A 19,519-nucleotide genomic window follows, 5' to 3' on the forward strand; every position below is an offset into this window, starting at 1 on the left:
ATTATGCAAGCAATTCTCTCTTCCTGGTTTGTACAGGGAATGATTAAAGCCACTAGCGACATGTGGCTCAAAGGCTGGGACGAACGTAACGGCGGTAACGTCAGCCTGCGCCTGACGGCTGAGGATGTGACGCCTTATGAAAGCGATTTCTACCCGCAGCCGCGTCATGAAGCCCTTTCGCAGCCGATGCCTGCGCTGGCTGACTGCTGGTTTATCGTCACCGGCTCCGGCAAATTTTTCCGCAACGTGCAGTTGGATCCGGCCGATTCACTGGTGGTGTTGCAGGTCGATAGCGACGGTAAAGGCTACCGCATTTTCTGGGGGCTCACCAACGGCGGTCTGCCGACTTCTGAACTGGCTTCGCATTTCCAGTCGCACATTGTGCGTATGGGCGTCACCCACGGGCGCGACCGCGTCATCATGCACTGCCACGCAACCAATCTAATCGCTTTGAGTTATGTGCTGGAGCTGGATACCGCTAAGTTCACCCGTGAACTGTGGGAAGGCAGCACGGAGTGTCTGGTGGTTTTCCCGGACGGCGTGGGGATTGTGCCGTGGATGGTGCCGGGCACCGATGCCATTGGCGATGCCACCTCCGAACAAATGAAACGTCATTCGCTGGTGCTGTGGCCTTTCCACGGTATCTTCGGCACTGGCCCGACGCTGGATGAAGCCTTCGGCCTGATCGATACCGCAGAGAAATCCGCCGAAGTGATGGTGAAAGTGATATCGATGGGCGGTAAGAAACAGACAATCTCGACCGAAGAGCTGATCGCATTGGGTAAACGTTTCGGTGTCACACCAATGGAAGCCGCGCTGCGCGTGTAGCAGATTTTCAGCATAACATTACCTTCATCCTCAACTCGCCACGGCCTCACCGCCGTGGCGTTCTGCCAACGACTACGGGAGATTCATCCATGTTGCGTAAGGCTTTTGTGATGTCAGTTTTTCCTGACAGCCACGATGAATATCAGCGTCGCCACAATCCTATCTGGCCGGAACTGGCTGAGGTGCTCAAGAACCACGGTGCGCACCACTACAGCATTTTTCTGGATAAGCAGCGCAATCTGCTGTTCGGCTATGTCGAGGTCGAATCCGAAGCACGCTGGGAAGCGATTGCACAAACGGATGTCTGCCAGCGCTGGTGGAAACACATGAGCGACGTCATGCCCGCCAACCCTGATAACAGCCCGGTTAGCGATGCGTTGGAACCGGTGTTCTATCTGGACTAAGAATAACCATGCGGCGGTAATATAATGAACATATTACTGCCGTAACATTACGATGAAGATAGAATAAAGAAATAGTTTGTCATTTAATTAATGAATCTTGTTACATATAATCATTAGGTATTATTAAATACATAAATATTTATTGATTATTGATGGCGGTCACATTTTATTTTCCTTCATTGTGAATAGCGCACCCTTCACATTAAAAATAACAAACTTATTGAGATGATTTTTATTTTTAAGAAATAAACCATTACCACTTAATGATTAATCAGCATTTAGTCTCACCGCAGAGAGTCGTGTTGCTATTAAATCCCGTTTATTCTTTAACGCCAGTTAATCTAATCACACATCGTAAAGATCTTATTTTATTTGCCGTTATCACTACTACCTTCTCTCTATAATCAATAAGAATAACGATGAAATTTTCCCAACTCACAGTGTTCTCCAAATTATTACTTGGTTTTTCCGTCCTGATAGCCATGATGTTGTTATTAGGTGTGGTTTCACTACTCCAGCTGAGCCTTAATAATAGTCGTATTGATGAATTAAGCAGCAGCAGCCTGCCCGGCGTACGATACAGCCTGGAAATGCGCGGTTCCTTGTCTGAAACGCGTTTGCAACAAATACAGTATATCGATTCCAAAACGCCTGAGGAGCGCGAAGGCCATCGCAAAGAATTACTGCAAAACGCCACTGCTTTCCTCACCGCGTTTAAGAATTACCAAACGATTGCCAGCAGCGAGGATAAAAAAGCGTTGATTAACGTGATTGGGGAGAATTTCTCCGGTTTTAACTCGGTCAATGCCACGCTGATCGATACCGTCAATCGGGGCGATCTGGCAGAAGCGAGCAAAATCAGCGGCGCAAACTCTGCAAAATACCGTAGTCAGCTAATGAAAGATTTGGCAAAACTGGTCGAAATGGAAGTGGCAACGGCAAAAGATATCGTCGATGGCGCCAATTCGACTTATCGGACGTCACAGTACTCTGTCTGGGGATTGCTACTGCTCGCTCTGCTGACGACCGCCGTTATCGCCACCATTATCTCACGTAATATTTCGCGCCAGCTCGGCGGCGACCCGCATTACGCCCAGGAAATCATGACCGAGATTGCTTCCGGTAATCTCACAACGGAAATCAGGTTGCGTCAGGGGGATAACAGCAGTCTGCTGGCGTCCATCAACCACATGAACCGGCAGTTGGTGAACACCGTACACACCATCATGAACGGCAGTGAATCCATCTCGCTGGCGTCCAATGAGATTGCTCAGGGCAACAGCGACCTGTCGCAGCGTACCGAAGAGCAGGCGGCTTCGCTGATTCAGGCATCGGCCAATATGCAGCAGTTAACGCACACCGTGCGCCAGAATGCGGATAACGCCAAGGAAGCCAGCCAACTGGCGCAGCAAACCTCGGAAACAGCCTCTCAGGGCGGGCTTATCGTGGACGACATGCTCAAGCGTATGCATGAGATCTCCGACAGTTCACAGAAAATCGTTGATATTATCGCCGTGATCGAAGGCATTGCCTTCCAAACCAATATCCTTGCCCTAAACGCGGCGGTAGAAGCGGCCAGAGCGGGTAGCGAAGGGAAAGGCTTTGCCGTCGTAGCAGGCGAAGTCCGGACGCTGGCACAGAAAAGCGCCAATGCCGCCAAAGAGATCAAAACGCTGATCGAAGGCACCGTCGAGAAGATTACCGACGGCTCCGCGCGGGCAGACAAAGCCAGCCAGGCGATGTCAGAAATTGTGCAATCGGTGAAAAAGGTCACGGATATCGTGGCGGAGATTTCTCAGGCCTCCAACGAGCAGCATATCGGCATCAAAGAAATTAGCGTGGCGGTAGAACAAATGGATCGGGTCACTCAGCAAAACGCCGCGCTGGTTGAACAATCCGCCACGGCGGCACACGCCATGACGGAACAGGGGGCACAGCTGCGTGATGCGGTTCGTTTCTTCAAAGTGAGTCAGGACCACATGCTGAGAATTCATTAATTCTCCTCTGCCCCGCCAGCGACTCAGCGGGGCAGCCACCTATTTCTGAGCTCTCTTGTTTCTGATAACTATTGTTTCTGAACTCTATTATTTCTAATAACGGCTAACTCACCCTGTTTGCTTCATGAACAAACGTTGACGTCTGGTTTAGGCAAACGGGGTTATAGTTGCACCACTACACTACGTGCTGTGTTTTTACGTACCCGTTTTCTACGTACCAGATTTCTGCGCAATCTGTTTCGTCAGCTGACGACTATTTTTACATCTCGCCGCACGGCGATAAGGAGACCACATGGACGAGCACCCTCGATGGCCCGGTAAACCGCATCCGTTAGAATAAGGACCGTCTTCTTCCTCGACCTCTCTGTTCTCTCCGTCTGCGCCGTTTACCTCCCTTAATACCTTCATTTTTTTCCGCTTTACATCCCTTTATCCGGGATGCGCGCCCGTGCGCGGCGGACAGGCAACATTAAGAGAGCAGCATCATGACCGATATGATCACGCAAACGGGGTATCGCCGCGCCCGTAAGACACCCACGGCCACCTTTGCGATTGCCCGCGAGGCGCAAAACAGCCTCGATCAAACACTGGCTAACCTGAATACGCATCTGCACGGCTTAAGCCATGATGACGTCATTGAGCGCCAGCAAACCTATGGCGAAAACCGCGTCGCACATGAAAAAGCGCCGCACGCGCTGGTGCAGTTGGCCGCCGCGTTTAATAACCCGTTTATTTACGTACTGGTGGCGCTGGCCGCGATCAGCTTTTTCACCGATTACTGGCTACCGCTGCGCCATAATGAAGAGACATCGCTCACTGGTGTGATCATCATTCTGGTGATGGTGAGCCTGAGCGGCCTGCTGCGCTTTTGGCAGGAGTTTCGCACTAATAAAGCCGCCGAAGCACTGAAATCGATGGTGCGGACAACGGCCACCGTGCTGCGCCGCCCTCACGCCAGCGCCACTGCCGTCATGCAGGAAATCCCGCTTCAGCAATTGGTTCCCGGCGATATTCTGACGCTTTCCGCTGGCGATATGGTGCCAGCGGATGTCCGACTGGTGGAATCACGCGATTTGTTCGTCAGCCAGGCCGTTCTGACCGGTGAATCGCTGCCGATCGAAAAATACGACGTCTTCAGCGATATCAGCGCCAAAGGCTGTCAGCCCGCAGGCTGCGGCGGCGAAAGCGATCTGCTGGCGCTCTCCAACATTTGTCTGATGGGAACCAACATTTCCAGCGGTACGGCAACCGCCATCGTCGTGGCGACGGGTAGCCACACCTACTTTGGCTCGCTGGCAAAATCGATTGTCGGCACCCGTTCCCAAACCGCCTTCGATCGCGGCGTGAACAGCGTAAGCTGGCTGCTGATCCGTTTCATGATTGTGATGGTGCCTGTCGTGCTGCTGATTAACGGCTTCACCAAAGGTGACTGGATGGAGGCTAGCCTGTTTGCGCTGGCGGTCGCCGTCGGCCTGACGCCGGAAATGCTGCCGATGATTGTCTCTTCGAATCTGGCAAAAGGCGCGATCGCCATGGCGCGGCGTAAAGTGGTGGTCAAACGGCTGAACGCGATTCAGAACTTTGGCGCGATGGATGTCCTGTGCACCGACAAAACTGGCACGCTGACGCAGGATCGCATCATCCTTGAACATCACCTGAATACGCAGGGTCAAATCGACGCGAGCGTACTCCAACTCGCCTGGCTCAACAGCGCGCACCAGAGCGGCATGAAAAACCTGATGGATCAGGCCATCATGCATTTTGGTCGCCATAATCCCGCCATCGCCGCACTAGGCCGCTATCGCAAAATCGATGAGCTACCGTTTGATTTCATTCGCCGCCGTCTGTCCATCATCGTTGCCGATGAGCACAACCAGCAACGCCTGATTTGCAAAGGCGCAGTAGAAGAAATGCTGGCCGTCGCCACGCACGTGAGTGAAAACGGGCAGCGGTATGAACTGGACGACGAGCGCCGCAGTACGCTGAAAACGCTGGCGGAAAACTACAACCAGCAAGGATTCCGTGTGCTGATGATCGGCACCCGTGAACTGAGTCCGGTGGGCAGCACGCTGCCGCTGAGCGCCGAGGATGAACGCGACCTGACAATTTGCGGTCTGCTGACGTTCCTCGATCCGCCGAAAGAAAGCGCCTCTGCCGCCATTCGTGCCCTGCATGAAAATGGCGTGACGGTTAAAGTTCTGACGGGCGATAACGCGATTATTACCAGCAAGATCTGCCGCGATGTCGGGCTGGAACCGGGCGAAGTGCTGGAAGGCAACGCTATCGATGCGCTCAGCGATGAACAGCTCGGCGTGCTGGTAGAACAGCGCACCATTTTTGCCCGGCTGACGCCGCTGCAAAAATCCCGCGTGCTGAAAGCGCTACAGGGGAATAACCATACGGTCGGATTTCTGGGTGACGGTATCAACGATGCTCCCGCTCTGCGCGATGCGGATATCGGGATTTCTGTCGATACGGGTACAGATATCGCCAAAGAGTCGGCCGATATCATTCTGCTGGAAAAGAACCTGATGGTGCTGGAAGAAGGCGTCATCAAAGGGCGCGAGACGTTTGGTAATATCATCAAATACCTGAACATGACCGCCAGCTCCAACTTCGGTAACGTGTTTTCAGTGTTGGTAGCCAGCGCCTTTATTCCATTCCTGCCGATGCTGGCGATCCATCTGCTGATTCAGAACCTAATGTACGACATCTCTCAGCTATCACTGCCGTGGGACAAAATGGATAAGGAGTTCCTGCGTAAACCGAGAAAATGGGATGCCAAAAATATCGGTCGCTTCATGCTGTGTATCGGGCCGACGTCATCGATTTTTGACATCACCACCTACGCGCTAATGTGGTTCGTGTTTGCCGCCAACAGCGTAGAGCATCAGGCCCTGTTTCAGTCAGGCTGGTTCGTTGAGGGGTTGCTGTCACAAACGCTGGTAGTGCACATGCTGCGTACCCAGAAGATCCCGTTCATTCAGAGTACAGCGGCGCTGCCGGTGATGCTGATGACCGGGCTGGTAATGGCGCTGGGTATCTATCTGCCGTTCTCCCCGCTGGGGCCGCTGGTCGGTTTGCAGCCGCTGCCGTGGGAATATTTCCCGTGGCTGGCCGCCACGCTGATTGGCTACTGCACCGTCGCTCAACTGGTCAAACGCGCCTATATTCGCCGTTTCGGCCAGTGGTTCTGAGCCCTTCTTACCTCTTCACGGCGGGTGCGCTGTCGCCCGCCAAATCAGGAGCCGCGATGAAACCTTCTCGCTATGCATTCAGGATAGTTGTCTTCTTTCTTACCCTGATTTCACTGATTAACGTCACGATGCTGCTTACCGTCATCTAGACTGTAAAAATACCGATACAGTGGCAAACATACATACCACCTTAGATGTAGCATAAGTTAACGATCTTGTTGCAAAAAAACAGAGAAAAAAGATATAAGCAATTAAATAATAAGCAATATATTCTTGTTAATGGGGTGGCAAGCAAAATAGGCATGATTTTTTTAAGGGAATCATGGGGTCAGCGCTAAACCATTCCCCTATTAGGCCGAAACTAAAATAAACCCCTGTCTACTTTTGCAAACTGCACATGTCAGGAACGGACGACTTGCAGGCTATGGAGCACACCTATGAAATCCCTTCATCATATCTCGATTCGTAGTAAGTTCATTCTTGCTCTTCTCCCACCCATTCTTGCCCTCCTCTGGTTCAGTTTTTCCGGCGTGATGGAACGCCGCAGTACAGAAAATGAAATGATCCGTATGGAAAAGCTTATCACGTTGGCGCGCGATGCAGGCGAGTACGCTCACCAGTTACAGCGTGAGCGCGGCTTGAGCGCAGGCTATTTTGGCAGTCAGGGGAAAAATTTTGGCCCAGAGCTCACCACGCAGCGGCAAGCCACCGATCGGGCACAGCAGGTGCTTGAGCAAACCGCCGTAAACCTGAGCCGCGCCGAGCTTGGGGATGCCGTCAGCGAAGAACTCGGGCGCCTCACACAGAAAACACAACAGCTTGGGGAGCACCGTCGCAGTGTCGATAGCATATCGATACCCGTTGCCCAAGCCATCGGCTACTATTCCGATTCCGTCAACTATCTGCTGAATATTGTCGGGGATATGACTCATCTGGTCAGCGACGGCGGTATCGCCCAGCAGTTGGCGGCCTATTACAACCTGCTGAACGTCAAAGAGCAGGCCGGGCTTGAACGCGCCGTGCTCTCCAACACGTTCTCTGCCAATAGCTTTGCTGCTGGTATGTTCGAACGTCTAAACCAGATGGTTGGCCGGGGAGATGCCTATACCACGGCCTATAACATGTTCGCCAATCCCGAGCTACGCAGAGCTTTTGAACAGGCCCTCAACAATCCTTCTGCACAAAACGCACTTCAGATGCGTAATAAGGCCATCGCCTCTCCCGGCGGCAATTTTGGTATCGATGCGAGCCAGTGGTTTAATCAACAAACGGCAAAAATCGATGAGTTGAAAAAGGTTGAACAACTCGCCACCAACGACCTGACGGTACAGGTGAATACCTTAGCCGCCAATGCCCGCCAGTCCTGGATTAGCTATCTGGCCGGTGCGTTGGTTTCTCTGCTCATGGCACTCGGTCTTGCTTCCATGGTCATGCGCAGCATCAACGAGCAGCTTCAACAAACGCTGACGACCATTCGCGAGATGGGCGGGGATCTTACACGCCGCCTGCGCGTGCCGGGAACCGACGAACTGTCGCAGTTGAATCAGGCGTATAACGCCTCACTGGAAAACATCGCCGATATGGTGGTGAGTATTAAGCGCAGCTCGCAGACGATTGGACAGGCCAGCAGCGAGATCGCCAACGGCAATCAGGATCTGGCGCAGCGTACCGAAGAACAATCCGCTTCGCTGGTGCAAACCGCCAGCAGCATGGAAGAGATTACCGTCACGGTAAAACAAACCGCCGACTTTGCCGGACAGGCGCGTCAGTTGACAACAGAGGTGGACGATCAGGCTCATCGTGTCGGCACCATTACCGAGTCGGCCAGCGGTGCGATGGAAAGAATTCAGGACGCCAGCCAGCGCGTGAACGCGGTGGTTTCCGCCATTGATGCCATTGCCTTTCAGACCAACCTGCTGGCGCTGAACGCGGCGGTTGAGGCCGCACGAGCGGGGCAGCATGGCCGCGGGTTCTCTGTCGTCGCGGCGGAAGTGCGTCAGCTATCGCAGCGCAGTGCAGACGAAGCAGGCAAAATCCGCGCGCTCATCGCCGACAGCATTGCCAGCGTCAGCGAAGGGACAAAGCTGGTGAACCAATCGAACCGGGGGATTAACGATATCGTCGCCGGCACCCGTAAAGTGCGCGATCTGGTGAATGAAATCGCGGTCGCCGCCGATGAACAGTCGCTGGGCATCGCGCAAATTAATGAAGCGCTCAGCCAGCTAGAGATGGTCACGCAGCAGAATGCGACGCTGGTTTCTCAGGCTTCCGTTGCCAGCCAGTTACTGGATGAACAGGCGATTGAAATGGAATCGCTGGTCAGCCGCTTCAAGGTTGACGACAACGCACCGCAGCAACCTTTGCGGCAAGCGCTGTTATCAAGGTAGTGCATTAAGACAGTCGGACTGAGGTGGCCGACAGCAGTATCTGCTGTCCTTTTAGCCGGGCGATGTAGCCCGGCTCCACTTCATTACTTAGACGATATATCCCGTATATCTCTCATCACTTCCCCCTCTTTATTCCCTCTCTATCTCTTCTATTTATCTCCACACTTTATATTGGGTTAATACAGGTAAAATCTATTTTATATTTCCAAACATAATTATAATTGGTACCCTCGTCGCTTTAATTAACTAATTAAAGTGGATGTCAATAACGCATTACTTTATATAAAAAGGCCTAGAAATAAGGATATAAATTGTAATATCAATACAACATTACATACCTAACCTCAAATAAGGTTAAGTAAAATAGTTTTTTCTTATTATAAGGATATAAGTGATAAGTGATTGTTTTTAAAAGAATTAAATAATTATTTATTTATATTAACAACAAATAAAAATATAAGAAAATTCTCAATAAGCGTCACAATTTAGAAAACGCCAGAACTAAATCCAATTATGCCTAACTTAATTAAGTGAAGGCTAATAATTAATGATTCCGTTTTCCTTCCCAACTGGGCGGGGAATATCCCTGTGTTTTCTAAAGAGAGAGTTCACTTTGACGACATTAAAACCCCTATTAGCCAAAAACCGTAGTTGGGCTACGTTGCGTCGCCAGCGCCATCCCCATTATTTCAGAAAGCACACGCAGGGCCAGACGCCCCACTCACTCTGGATCGGCTGTTCAGACAGTCGCGTTCCTGCCGAAGTGCTGACGGGTTCTGCCCCTGGCGAGCTTTTTGTTCACCGCAACATCGCGAATATGGTGGTGGCAGACGACGATAATTTCATGAGCGTGCTGCAATATGCCCTCGAATACCTGCATGTTTCCCGCATCGTGCTCTGTGGCCACTATGGCTGTGGCGGCGTTCAGGCGGCGGTGAACCTCCCCGAAATGGGGCTCGCTCAGGAGGATTCCGCCCTTTCCCGCCGCATCACGGATCTGCGTCAGGCGCTTTCGCCGCATATTGCCGCTTCGCAAGATAGCGATGCCGATGAAAGCACGCGCCAGAACCAACTGGTGGAAGCCAACGTGCTGGCACAGTTCGCCCACTTGATCGCTTGTGAACCGGTACAAAAAGCCTGGCGCAATGGGGTCGAGCTTGATGTTTTCGGCTGCGTCTACGACCTGCATAGCGGTCACCTAAAGGAACTCATCCACCGTCACGCCCAGAAACAGGAGGCATCCCCATGAATCTGAGCACACTCCGACATGATATCCCCGCGGGGCTCGTCGTCTTCCTTGTTGCCCTGCCGTTGAGCCTCGGTATCGCGCAGGCCAGCGGTCTTCCTCCTTTTGTCGGTCTGTTGACCGGCGTCGTCGGTGGTATCGTCGTCACCCTATTCAGTCCATCTCGCTACGCCGTCAGCGGCCCTGCCGCCGGTCTGGTTACTATCGTCTCCGGCTCTATCGCCAGCCTGGGATCGTTTTCGGCATTGCTATTGGCGATCATGCTCGCAGGGGTGCTGCAATGCCTTATGGGCCTGCTGCGCGCCGGGCGTTTCATTACGCTCATCCCTGGCACTGTAATTAAAGGCATGCTGTCTGCTATCGGCATCCTGCTGATTATTCAGCAAATCCCGCTCGCCTTCGGTTCGGACGGTGAGGACAGCCTGAAATCGCTCTTCGACGCCTCCGAACCGGGATTCTCCGCCAGCGCGCTGACCGTCTGCCTGGTCGGGCTGGCAATTCTTTGGCTCTGGACCACCAAGCCCGTGCAGAAAATCAGCGCATTGAGCTGGCTTCCAGGCCCGCTGGTCGCCGTGCTTTTTGGCGGACTCTTTACCGTCTACGGTGAGCGCTTGTCCTCCGAAATGGTCGATAACCTGCCGCGTATTGTTCTGCCGGAATTTGGCAGTCTGGAACAGTTGATGGGGGAGATGACGCGTCCTGACTGGCAAGCATGGAAGAACCCGGCGGTTTATGTCGTCGCGGTAACGCTGGCGCTGGTGGCTAGCCTGGAAACGTTGTTAAGTCAGGAAGCGCTGAAGAAAATTCGTCCGCAGCATCCTGCGCCTTCGCCGGATAAAGAGATGCGCGCGCAAGGTATCGGGAACCTGCTCAGTGGTTTTCTGGGCGGATTGCCGATTACTGCCGTGATCGTACGCAGCTCCGTCAACGTCAACGCTGGCGCGCGTACCAAATTTTCCATCCTGCTGCACGGCGTGCTGCTGCTGCTTTGCGGCCTGTTTATGACCGACTTGCTCAACGTCATTCCGCTTGCCAGTCTGGCAGCCGTGTTGCTGTATACCGGCTATAAGCTGGCTTCTCCGCAACAGTTCCTGCTGCTGTGGCGTCAGGGTTTACAACAGTTCGTGCCTTTCGCCGCGACCGTTATTGGGATCATCGTGTTTGGGATGCTGGCAGGCATCGGGATTGGTATCGTGACCCAGTTGGCTTTCAGCATTTACAAAAGCCACCGCAACGCGATGCAGCTCACACGCTACGGCGATCACTTTGTCCTGAGCTTTCAGCAGAACCTGACGTTTGTACACAACCCGCGTCTGCAAGGCTTGCTCAACAAGATCCCCGCCAACAGCGTCGTGATTGTGGAACACGACAATGCCGACTACATCGACCCCGATGTCCGCACGATGCTGGAAGATTTCCGCGAGAATGCGCAAGAACGCGGCATCAAACTCAGCCAGTGGCCAGTTTGACGCACTAACCGCCGCGAATAACGGCAACGCCCTCGTCGGAGGGCGTTTGCCTATTTAGCTCTCGCCAAACACCGCTGGCGACGATCGTCGACCCGATTGGCAAACCACGCCGTGGTCAGCTTGCGCGTAATTTTCGGGCTTTCCAGCGTGATCCCCGGCAGGATGGCGCGCGGCGCCTTCGTGCCCGACTTATCCGCCAGCGCAAAGACGCGCTCATACAGGCTGGTGTCTTCAAAATCGAGGCTATTACCCTTCTCCAGCGCGCGACGAATGGCGCTGTCACTCATGTCCAACCGCTTCCCCAACGCGCGAACCGCCAGTTCCGTAGCACTGGCTTTATCCGAACCGTAGTTGATTAAATCACCGTCCAGCGCCAGCTTGATCCCCGTCAGACGGCTAACAGCACGCTGAAACGCTGCATTTCGGCTGGCATACCATCCCGCGTTAAAATCCGCGAATCGGTATATTGACTGCGGATAATTCGCCGGATAGCCCAGCAGGTGTTTGATGCCAAAGTACATCCCGCCACGACGGCTAAACACCTCCTGACGAATCGTGCCGTCCACGGTATACGGATAGCCCTTCGCGTTAGCTTCCGCGAACGCGATGCTCACCTGCATCGGCCCACCGGTATGCACCGGATTCAGCCGACCGAACAGCGTCTGCCCCATCGGCACCATGTCGATGAAATCATCAAAGATCGCGCTAAGCTCTTTTTCGGTACGCACTTTATCAAGCCGCTCGCTGTAGCTTTTTCCGTTAGGGGATTTGATGAGCAGCGCGGTACGCACCAGAAACGCTGGTACATGAACTTTCTCCGCACGGCGGTCAATCTCCTGCCAGGCGATTTTCGACAAATTCGGCACCTGCGGATCGGCATTAAACGTCGATTCCTGCTCGGTTACAGCCAGTACCGAACACAGATTTTCATTGCTGGGATCGAGTCCCTGCGTGGTGAACGCCGTAGCGATGTCGGTCGCCCAGCCCTGACGATCTTTCACGTTGTCCGGCAGCAGCTTGAGTAGCTGAGCACGAACATCCGCAGGCCGCGATTCCGGTGTCGTCGCAGTCTTGCTGGCACAGCCCGCGAGCACCAGCAGAGCCAATGCGCATAGGGGACGAAACAAGGGAATAGAAGAACGGGACATAGTCTCTCGCATCATGATGGGAAGGCTGTCAGAACGTTAGCGCAGCCCGCACCAATTATCCAGCCGGAGTCAAGCACATGCATTTTACGGGCTGACCTGGCATAGTTAGCGCTATCACTAACCGAATGCGCTAACGAACGGATAACACACGCATGGCTGCCACCAACCATTGGACGCGAGATCAGCTCCTGATCGCCTTCACCCTGTACAGTCAACTACCGTTTGGCAGGCTGCATTCGCGTAACCCCGATATCATTCACTATGCTGGGTTGATTAACCGCACGCCTTCCGCACTAGCGATGAAGCTAGTTAATCTGGCTAGCCTCGATCCGTTTATTATCGATTCCGGTCGTACTGGCTTGCGTGGCGCGTCCAACGCTGACCGCGCGCTGTGGCAGGAGATGGGCAACAATCCTGAGTTATTTGAACAGCAGTGCCAACAGGCGATGGTATCGCTCGAAGCAGGAGCGGCGGAAGCGACAGCAGTACCGTTCCAAGCCAACGACAGCGAAATCCCTGATTATCACGGAGGAGAACGCCTTACACAGGTAAAAACGCGCATTGGTCAGCAGCTATTCCGCAAACGCGTACTCAGCAACTACGGCGAACGCTGCTGCGTGACCGGATTGGAAGAGCCCGCGCTACTGGTCGCCAGCCATATTCAACCGTGGAAAACAGCGGCAGAATATCGCCTCGATCCCAGCAACGGTCTCTGCCTGTCCAACCTGCACGACAAAGCCTTTGATATGGGACTCATCAGCTTTAATGATTCGCTGGAAATGCTACTTTCTCCACGCATCAAAAAGCTGAAAAGCGCTATCAGCGACGTCAATTTCGCCCAGTACGAAGGCAAACAAATCAACCTGCCAGACACCTACCCGCCCAACCTGTCACAGATGGCATTCCATCGTGAGCATATTTTTTTGGCGCGGGGGTAAAAGCGACAAATCAACGATACAAAAACAGGGTGATATAGGGGCTGTCGCGCGAGATGACGTGTGGGTTTTCATCAAGCAGCCTCCGTAAACGTGCCTGCTGTCGGGTATTCGGCAACATGCCAGAACGGTTGAACCGCTGTACCCAGTACGCCACGCCAGTGTGCGTGAGTGCAGTATTCTCTGACTTAGCATTATCCAGCAGGAACACCAGCCAATCCCATTTATTCAGCTTATGCGCTAGAAAGTAGTACACCTCGACGTGTTCTCTGGAAGACGCGCTGTCCAGACAACATTGAAGATCAGACAGCGACAAATAAATTTTCTGCTGGTAAAACAGCTTCCGTGCCACCTTCGTAATAGCAATCGAAGGATTGCGCAGAGAATCCAGCAGCCGCTCACGCGCATCATCACCCGTACGCAGAATAAGAATGCGCAACGCGCTGTAGTAAAGGCTGGGATAACGTTCGTCCAGATTGCGCTCCGCCAGCGCCACAATGCCGTCATAGCGATGCTCATCCAGCCCCCATAGCGTGATTTTTCGCACGGTAACGGTACTCGCCCGATCCAGTGCCGCAAGATAATGCGCAACCGGATCGTCGTTTCGTTCGCGCAATAGCGCTGAGGCTCGCTGACGCACCAATGCATTCTTATCAAACATTAAGGCAATCAGTTGAGACTCAGACACTGGGAACGCATTGTGTATCACATACTGCAACGCCACCTGCTTGATGGGGGCGAACGAGTCTTTCAGCAGAATGGTCAACACGTCGTGATCGACGTCCTTGTCCGCACTCAGCAAATACCGTGCCGCGTTCGCCCTGACTAACGGATCGTGATGCAACATCGCCTGTCCAAAGATCTGCTTCAACGGGAACCGCTCACTCTCAGCGAGAATATCCAGTGATAATCGGGCGACGGTTTTGTCTTCCGAACACAACCCCGCGAATAGCGACGGCGCGTGCGCCTCCTCGGACAGAAAGCTCACGATCTCATCCACCAGCGGCTGATGATCTGCCCGCTGGCACTGCAACAGCCAGAAAATGGCAGGCAAATTGGCGACAAAAGACGCGGTGTTATTCGGCGTTAACAGCAGCCGCACGCTCTGTTTAGCCGCTCGGCGTACCGGTTCAGCCCAATCGTTCACCCGTTCAATCAGCGCCGGTAATGCCAAGACCTCATCCATGAAGCCCAGACACAGCACCGCACGCTGCCGAATATGCCCGTTATAGTGACGTGTGAGCGCTATCAGGTGTGACGTTGAACCCAGTGCCTCAGCCTGCGCGGGCCGATAATAGTTATCTGGTGAGGCCACCAGCTTTTCTAACTGGTACAGTAGTAGATCGTACGATGCCATATTCCCTGCCCTCTTCTTATCCTTTCACACACACCACCTGACGCAGCGTATGCACAATTTCCACCAGCGATGACTGTGCCGCCATCACCTTATCGATGTCTTTGTACGCCATCGGGATTTCATCGATAACGTCGCTGTCTTTTCTGCACTCGACGTGTGCGGTCGCGCGAATCTGGTCTTCTACGGTGAAGCGTTTTTTCGCGGCGGTACGGCTCATCGTTCTCCCCGCGCCGTGGCTACAGGAACAGAAGCTTTCTTCGTTCCCCAATCCGCGCACGATAAAGCTCTTCGCGCCCATCGACCCCGGAATAATCCCCATCTGACCTTTCTGCGCCGACACTGCCCCTTTACGGGTGATCAGTACCGATTCACCAAAGTGCGTTTCGCGCTGCACATAGTTATGGTGGCAGTTCACGCCTTCCTGCTGGGTGGTAAACGGCTTTGTCACAATGCGAGACAGCGCCGCCAGCGTATGCGACATCATCACTTCACGGTTATGACGAGCAAAATCCTGTGCCCACTCAACTGCTTCAATGTAATCGTCAAAGTGCAGGCTACCTTCCTCGAAATACGCCAGATTACGGTCCGGTAGATTCGCAATGTGCTGCTGCATATCTTCCTGCGCCAGCTTGATGAACAGCGACCCAATCGCGTTCCCTACTCCACGCGACCCGCTGTGCAACATCACCCACACGCGATCCACTTCATCCAGACAGATTTCAATAAAGTGGTTACCCGTTCCTAACGTTCCCAGATGCTGATAGTTGTTGGTTTTCAGCAACTGCGGATATTTATCCGTCAAACGCTTAAAACGCGGCTCCAACAGCGACCAGTGCGCATCCACCGTTTGTGGCGGGTTCTGCCAGGAACCGACATCACGCTTGGAGCGCGTTACGCTACGTCCGTGCGGCACCGCCTGTTCAATCGCGCTACGCAGCCCCATCAGGTTATCCGGCAGGTCACTGGCAACCAGTGACGTACGCACCGCAATCATCCCGCAGCCGATATCCACACCAACTGCCGCCGGGATAATCGCGCCACGCGTGGGGATTACGCTACCAATCGTCGATCCTTTTCCCAGATGTACATCCGGCATCACCGCCAGATGTTTAAAAATGAACGGCATTTTGGCTGTGTTCAGCAGTTGATCGCGAGCTTCCGGTTCCACAGGCACGCCCTGCGTCCACATTTTTACCGGTGCGCTATTCACGGGCGACATCATGTCGTAATCCTGCGTTTTCATTTCTTCCATTTTTCATTCTCTTTGTTTGTCATTATTCGCTATAGGTATTGCCAAAGGCGTGCCAGTTTTCTGAAAAAAACAAAATAAAAATATAACCAATTGATAATTAATAGTTAAAAAACAAAGCATACAAACTAGCAACGAAACAAAAGAACCGGTAAACTTATCCCACAGGATAATAATTTATAACAAGGTATAGCATGAAGCGTCGCGTCGTCATTGGTGTGTTAGGCACCACGCTGGACAAACGGGGTAAACGGGAGAATCGTTGGACGAAATGGCGGCCTACCGTCGGCCTATGCCAGCAGCCGGATTTTCCGGTCGATCGGCTGGAGCTGCTGCATCAGTCACGCAACGAGGGAATGGCACAGCAGGTGGCGGAGGATGTTGCCGTGGTGTCACCCGCCACGCGGGTCACGCTTCAGGCCGTTGAGCTGCGCGATCCGTGGAATCTGGAAGAGGTCTACAGCGCCTTTCTGGACTTTGCGAGCCGCTACCCATTCGATACCGAGAACGAAGAGTATTTCGTTCATATCACCACCGGCACTCACGTCGTGCAGATTTGCTGGTTCCTGCTGACCGAAGCCCGCTACTTGCCCGCCAAGCTGCTGCAAACCGCGCCGGGAGAGAAAGCGGATCGCCCCTCACCGCAGGGCATCTATGCCGTTATCGATCTGGATCTTAGCCGCTACGCGACCCTCACCAGCCGCTTTCAGCACGAGCAAGAGCGCTCTGTCTCGTTCCTGAAATCGGGTATCGAAACACGCAACAGTACGTTCAACGCACTGATTGACCAGATTGAACGCGTCGCGCTGCGTTCCACCGCACCGATGCTCTTAACCGGACCAACCGGTGCGGGGAAATCCTTTCTGGCACAGCGTATCTATCAGCTACGCCAGTCCCGCCATCTGGTCAGCGGTCGATTTGTCGCGGTTAACTGCGCCACGTTGCGCGGCGATAACGCAATGTCGACACTGTTCGGCCACGTAAAAGGCGCGTTTACTGGTGCATTGCAGGCGAGAACCGGACTGCTACGTGAAGCGGACGGCGGGATGCTGTTTCTGGATGAGATCGCCGAACTTGGGCTGGATGAACAAGCTATGCTGCTCAAAGCCATTGAAGAAAAACGCTTTTTACCGTTTGGTTCGGATAAAGAAGTCAGCAGCGATTTCCAACTGATTGCTGGCACGCACCGCAACCTGCACGAGTGGATCGCACAGGGCAAATTCCGTGAAGATCTCTACGCCCGTATCAATATGTGGACGTTCCCCTTGCCGGGGCTAGCGGAACGTCGGGAAGATATCGAACCGAATATTGACTACGAACTCCAGCGCTTCACACGCGATCACCAAACGCAGATCCGCTTCGATAAAGACGCTCGACAACGCTACCTCACCTTTGCCTGCTCATCGCAGGCCGCTTGGCGCGGCAACTTCCGCGAACTCGGCTCTTCCATCGCCCGCATGGCGACGCTGGCGGAACAAGGACGTATCACCGTGGCACTGGTAGAGGAAGAAATCACGCGCCTGCGGGCCAATTGGCAAAGCGATGCCCCGACAACCGCGCTACCGCCCGAACTCGCCAACATCGATCTGTTTGAACAACGCCAACTTGAAACCGTGCTCGACGTCTGCCGCACGGCAAACTCACTTTCCGAAGCTGGCCGCCAGCTGTTCGCCGTTTCACGCCAGCAAAAACAAAAGCCCAACGACGCAGACCGACTGCGTAAGTATCTGGCACGTTTTGGGCTGAGCTGGGAGGGGTTGAAGCGGGTATAAATTCATCATAAATTTATACATTACGTGTAGGCTACGATATAATTACTCTGTGCCTCCTCAGGCAGCAGCAAGATGAAAGTATTCACTACACCACATGGCAGGAGTCTACCGCTTATAGCCATATTTTCTATAAGCGATTGTTTTAATTAAGGCAGATGATATGAAAACCACAATGTCTCAGAAGTCGGCCCGTGAAGGTCTTGGCAACCCTGAACTGTTCCAGGGGGGCGTTTATATAACGAAGAACGGCTCCGCAGAACTTTTCGTGCAGACGGCAGCAGAGCGCGAGGCAGAGTTGATCGAGAGAGAAAGAGAAAGGCAATCTAACGCACTTTTGAAACTGGTGATGACAGCCAAAAAAGAAATTAAAGACGGTCAGGGAATGTCCGCCGAGGAAGCACTACAAAAATTACGTGAAGCACGAACGTAAATAAGGAGCCAATTTGGCCAGTTCGTACACCATTAAAGTCGCACCTGCGGCTGTCTGGTCTTTGCAGGATGCTGAGTCTTATAAATCTCACTATATCGGCATTGCGCAGGCCGCTACATGGTCTGAATCGTTGTTCTCATCATCCATACAGGCCATTTCTCAAGATCCTGCACGCTACAGGCACAACGCGATATTATCCGATAAGGGAATTTCGCTCCGTGAACGTCTCTCAGTAGAAGATGATTTTCGCTGTTTGTATGATGTTGATGAAGAGAATGGCGTCATAGAGATCCTGCTTTTCGTCAGCATGAAACAGGACCTTGAGAAAATGCTCTATCGCTATCATGTGTTGAGCTGACTAATTCCGAATCAGTAAACAGGACACTTTCCATCCAGTAAACTTGACGAAATATCTAAAATATTAGATATTTTATTTACTGAGATAAGGAGGTAAGCATTATGGCGTTAAAATTCTACGAAAGTCCGTTTCATGTAACGCATGACGCAGAGATTGCCAGCAAGATGGCAATGAAAATGGATTTATCGATCATGATCACTAATTTAATCAAAGAGAAAGGCTGGACACAAAAAGAAGCAGCGGAAAAACTGGGTATCAGCCAGTCGCGCGTTTCAGAACTGAAAAATGCCAAGATCGAGCTTTTCACTATTGACGCCATGTTCGACATGCTGGATGCACTCGGTTTCCGCGCGAAGATGTCGATGCCAAGCCTACATCAGGCATCAATCGCTATAACTGAAATCGAATCAGCAGGCTAACGCTTTTTACAGCGTTCACTCTCCCTGACATCAGCCATAAGCACGCCACCTCCTTAGCTTTACGATCAACGCTTTTAATGCCGCCCTCCCCTGTTCATCAATAATGCGTGTAAGATTCCTCGTGCCCACAAGCCCCCCTAGCTAGCCTCATTTTAGGGGAAACACAGGGGGAGGTTCCCGCAGGGAGGCCTCACCCCTGTGGTCGCCCCGAGTATCGCGGTTTGCCAGCGGAGGCTTTCAAGCCTGTTTCTGCGAACTCCATTCCAAAACGCACTGTAATTCCACTGTAAATCTATCCACCCTATTTCACGTTTTTCGCCATT

Annotated in this window: 15 protein-coding genes; 12 read left to right on the top strand and 3 right to left on the bottom strand. The window is 52.9% G+C overall.

Annotation, left to right across the window (positions count from 1 at the left end):
• Positions 1–3: 3 nt before the first annotated feature.
• From rhaD to H4F65_RS11375, 7 genes are all read left to right on the top strand, one after another.
• Positions 4–828, top strand: a complete 825-nt coding sequence (gene rhaD, locus H4F65_RS11345; RefSeq protein WP_010285281.1) for a rhamnulose-1-phosphate aldolase — start codon at positions 4–6, stop codon at positions 826–828.
• 89 nt (positions 829–917) lie between these two features.
• Positions 918–1,232, top strand: coding sequence for an L-rhamnose mutarotase (gene rhaM / locus H4F65_RS11350; protein WP_010285280.1), 315 nt, complete (start codon positions 918–920; stop codon positions 1,230–1,232).
• A 419-nt stretch (positions 1,233–1,651) separates the two neighbouring features.
• Complete coding sequence (locus H4F65_RS11355; RefSeq protein ID WP_010285279.1) at positions 1,652–3,229, top strand: methyl-accepting chemotaxis protein; 1,578 nt, start codon at positions 1,652–1,654, stop codon at positions 3,227–3,229.
• Positions 3,230–3,714: 485 nt separating this feature from the next.
• On the top strand, positions 3,715–6,426 hold the full coding sequence (gene mgtA, locus H4F65_RS11360) for a magnesium-translocating P-type ATPase (protein WP_010285278.1): 2,712 nt from the start codon (positions 3,715–3,717) through the stop codon (positions 6,424–6,426).
• A gap of 437 nt (positions 6,427–6,863) precedes the next feature.
• A complete protein-coding gene (locus tag H4F65_RS11365; protein WP_010285277.1) occupies positions 6,864–8,813 on the top strand; it encodes a methyl-accepting chemotaxis protein in 1,950 nt (649 codons plus the stop codon).
• Positions 8,814–9,393: 580 nt separating this feature from the next.
• Positions 9,394–10,062, top strand: a complete 669-nt coding sequence (locus tag H4F65_RS11370; protein WP_072013566.1) for a carbonic anhydrase — start codon at positions 9,394–9,396, stop codon at positions 10,060–10,062.
• Positions 10,059–11,528, top strand: a complete 1,470-nt coding sequence (locus H4F65_RS11375; RefSeq protein WP_010285275.1) for a SulP family inorganic anion transporter — start codon at positions 10,059–10,061, stop codon at positions 11,526–11,528. The genes H4F65_RS11370 and H4F65_RS11375 overlap by 4 nt, the downstream gene beginning before the upstream one ends.
• A gap of 50 nt (positions 11,529–11,578) precedes the next feature.
• On the opposite strand, the gene H4F65_RS11380 is transcribed toward H4F65_RS11375, so the two are convergent.
• Positions 11,579–12,676, bottom strand: a complete 1,098-nt coding sequence (locus H4F65_RS11380; protein ID WP_010285274.1) for a DUF1615 domain-containing protein — start codon at positions 12,674–12,676, stop codon at positions 11,579–11,581.
• A 152-nt stretch (positions 12,677–12,828) separates the two neighbouring features.
• Here H4F65_RS11380 and H4F65_RS11385 point away from each other — a divergent pair, with 152 nt between their 5' ends.
• Positions 12,829–13,614, top strand: coding sequence for an HNH endonuclease (locus H4F65_RS11385; protein WP_010285272.1), 786 nt, complete (start codon positions 12,829–12,831; stop codon positions 13,612–13,614).
• 10 nt (positions 13,615–13,624) lie between these two features.
• Here the strand turns inward: H4F65_RS11385 and H4F65_RS11390 are convergent, their stop codons facing one another.
• Together H4F65_RS11390 and H4F65_RS11395 are read right to left on the bottom strand one after the other, a co-directional pair.
• Positions 13,625–14,968, bottom strand: a complete 1,344-nt coding sequence (locus H4F65_RS11390; RefSeq protein ID WP_010285271.1) for a HEAT repeat domain-containing protein — start codon at positions 14,966–14,968, stop codon at positions 13,625–13,627.
• Positions 14,969–14,984: 16 nt separating this feature from the next.
• Positions 14,985–16,220, bottom strand: coding sequence for an RtcB family protein (locus H4F65_RS11395; RefSeq protein ID WP_161502920.1), 1,236 nt, complete (start codon positions 16,218–16,220; stop codon positions 14,985–14,987).
• Positions 16,221–16,411: 191 nt separating this feature from the next.
• Between H4F65_RS11395 and rtcR the strand changes: the two genes are divergently transcribed.
• The 4 genes from rtcR (at position 16,412) to H4F65_RS11415 (ending at position 19,196) form a co-directional block, all read left to right on the top strand.
• On the top strand, positions 16,412–17,989 hold the full coding sequence (rtcR, locus tag H4F65_RS11400) for an RNA repair transcriptional activator RtcR (protein WP_010286778.1): 1,578 nt from the start codon (positions 16,412–16,414) through the stop codon (positions 17,987–17,989).
• Positions 17,990–18,149: 160 nt separating this feature from the next.
• On the top strand, positions 18,150–18,419 hold the full coding sequence (locus tag H4F65_RS11405) for a hypothetical protein (protein ID WP_010286776.1): 270 nt from the start codon (positions 18,150–18,152) through the stop codon (positions 18,417–18,419).
• Positions 18,420–18,432: 13 nt separating this feature from the next.
• Complete coding sequence (locus tag H4F65_RS11410) at positions 18,433–18,777, top strand: hypothetical protein (protein WP_010286774.1); 345 nt, start codon at positions 18,433–18,435, stop codon at positions 18,775–18,777.
• A gap of 101 nt (positions 18,778–18,878) precedes the next feature.
• Positions 18,879–19,196 carry a helix-turn-helix domain-containing protein gene (locus H4F65_RS11415; RefSeq protein ID WP_005971176.1) on the top strand — a complete coding sequence of 106 codons (318 nt, stop codon included), beginning with the start codon at positions 18,879–18,881 and terminating at the stop codon, positions 19,194–19,196.
• Positions 19,197–19,519: the final 323 nt, after the last annotated feature.

This window comes from Pectobacterium brasiliense (assembly GCF_016950255.1).
GTDB classification, from domain to species: domain Bacteria; phylum Pseudomonadota; class Gammaproteobacteria; order Enterobacterales; family Enterobacteriaceae; genus Pectobacterium; species Pectobacterium brasiliense.

What these genes read in the sequence shown, in the direction of transcription:
- rhaD (WP_010285281.1), top strand. Translation starts at nt 4, where the DNA reads ATGCAAGCAATTCTCTCTTCCTGGTTTGTACAGGGAATGATTAAAGCC.
- rhaM (WP_010285280.1), top strand. Translation starts at nt 918, where the DNA reads ATGTTGCGTAAGGCTTTTGTGATGTCAGTTTTTCCTGACAGCCACGAT.
- H4F65_RS11355 (WP_010285279.1), top strand. Translation starts at nt 1,652, where the DNA reads ATGAAATTTTCCCAACTCACAGTGTTCTCCAAATTATTACTTGGTTTT.
- mgtA (WP_010285278.1), top strand. Translation starts at nt 3,715, where the DNA reads ATGACCGATATGATCACGCAAACGGGGTATCGCCGCGCCCGTAAGACA.
- H4F65_RS11365 (WP_010285277.1), top strand. Translation starts at nt 6,864, where the DNA reads ATGAAATCCCTTCATCATATCTCGATTCGTAGTAAGTTCATTCTTGCT.
- H4F65_RS11375 (WP_010285275.1), top strand. Translation starts at nt 10,059, where the DNA reads ATGAATCTGAGCACACTCCGACATGATATCCCCGCGGGGCTCGTCGTC.
- H4F65_RS11380 (WP_010285274.1), bottom strand. Translation starts at nt 12,676, where the DNA reads ATGTCCCGTTCTTCTATTCCCTTGTTTCGTCCCCTATGCGCATTGGCT.
- H4F65_RS11385 (WP_010285272.1), top strand. Translation starts at nt 12,829, where the DNA reads ATGGCTGCCACCAACCATTGGACGCGAGATCAGCTCCTGATCGCCTTC.
- H4F65_RS11390 (WP_010285271.1), bottom strand. Translation starts at nt 14,968, where the DNA reads ATGGCATCGTACGATCTACTACTGTACCAGTTAGAAAAGCTGGTGGCC.
- H4F65_RS11395 (WP_161502920.1), bottom strand. Translation starts at nt 16,220, where the DNA reads ATGGAAGAAATGAAAACGCAGGATTACGACATGATGTCGCCCGTGAAT.
- rtcR (WP_010286778.1), top strand. Translation starts at nt 16,412, where the DNA reads ATGAAGCGTCGCGTCGTCATTGGTGTGTTAGGCACCACGCTGGACAAA.
- H4F65_RS11405 (WP_010286776.1), top strand. Translation starts at nt 18,150, where the DNA reads ATGAAAACCACAATGTCTCAGAAGTCGGCCCGTGAAGGTCTTGGCAAC.
- H4F65_RS11415 (WP_005971176.1), top strand. Translation starts at nt 18,879, where the DNA reads ATGGCGTTAAAATTCTACGAAAGTCCGTTTCATGTAACGCATGACGCA.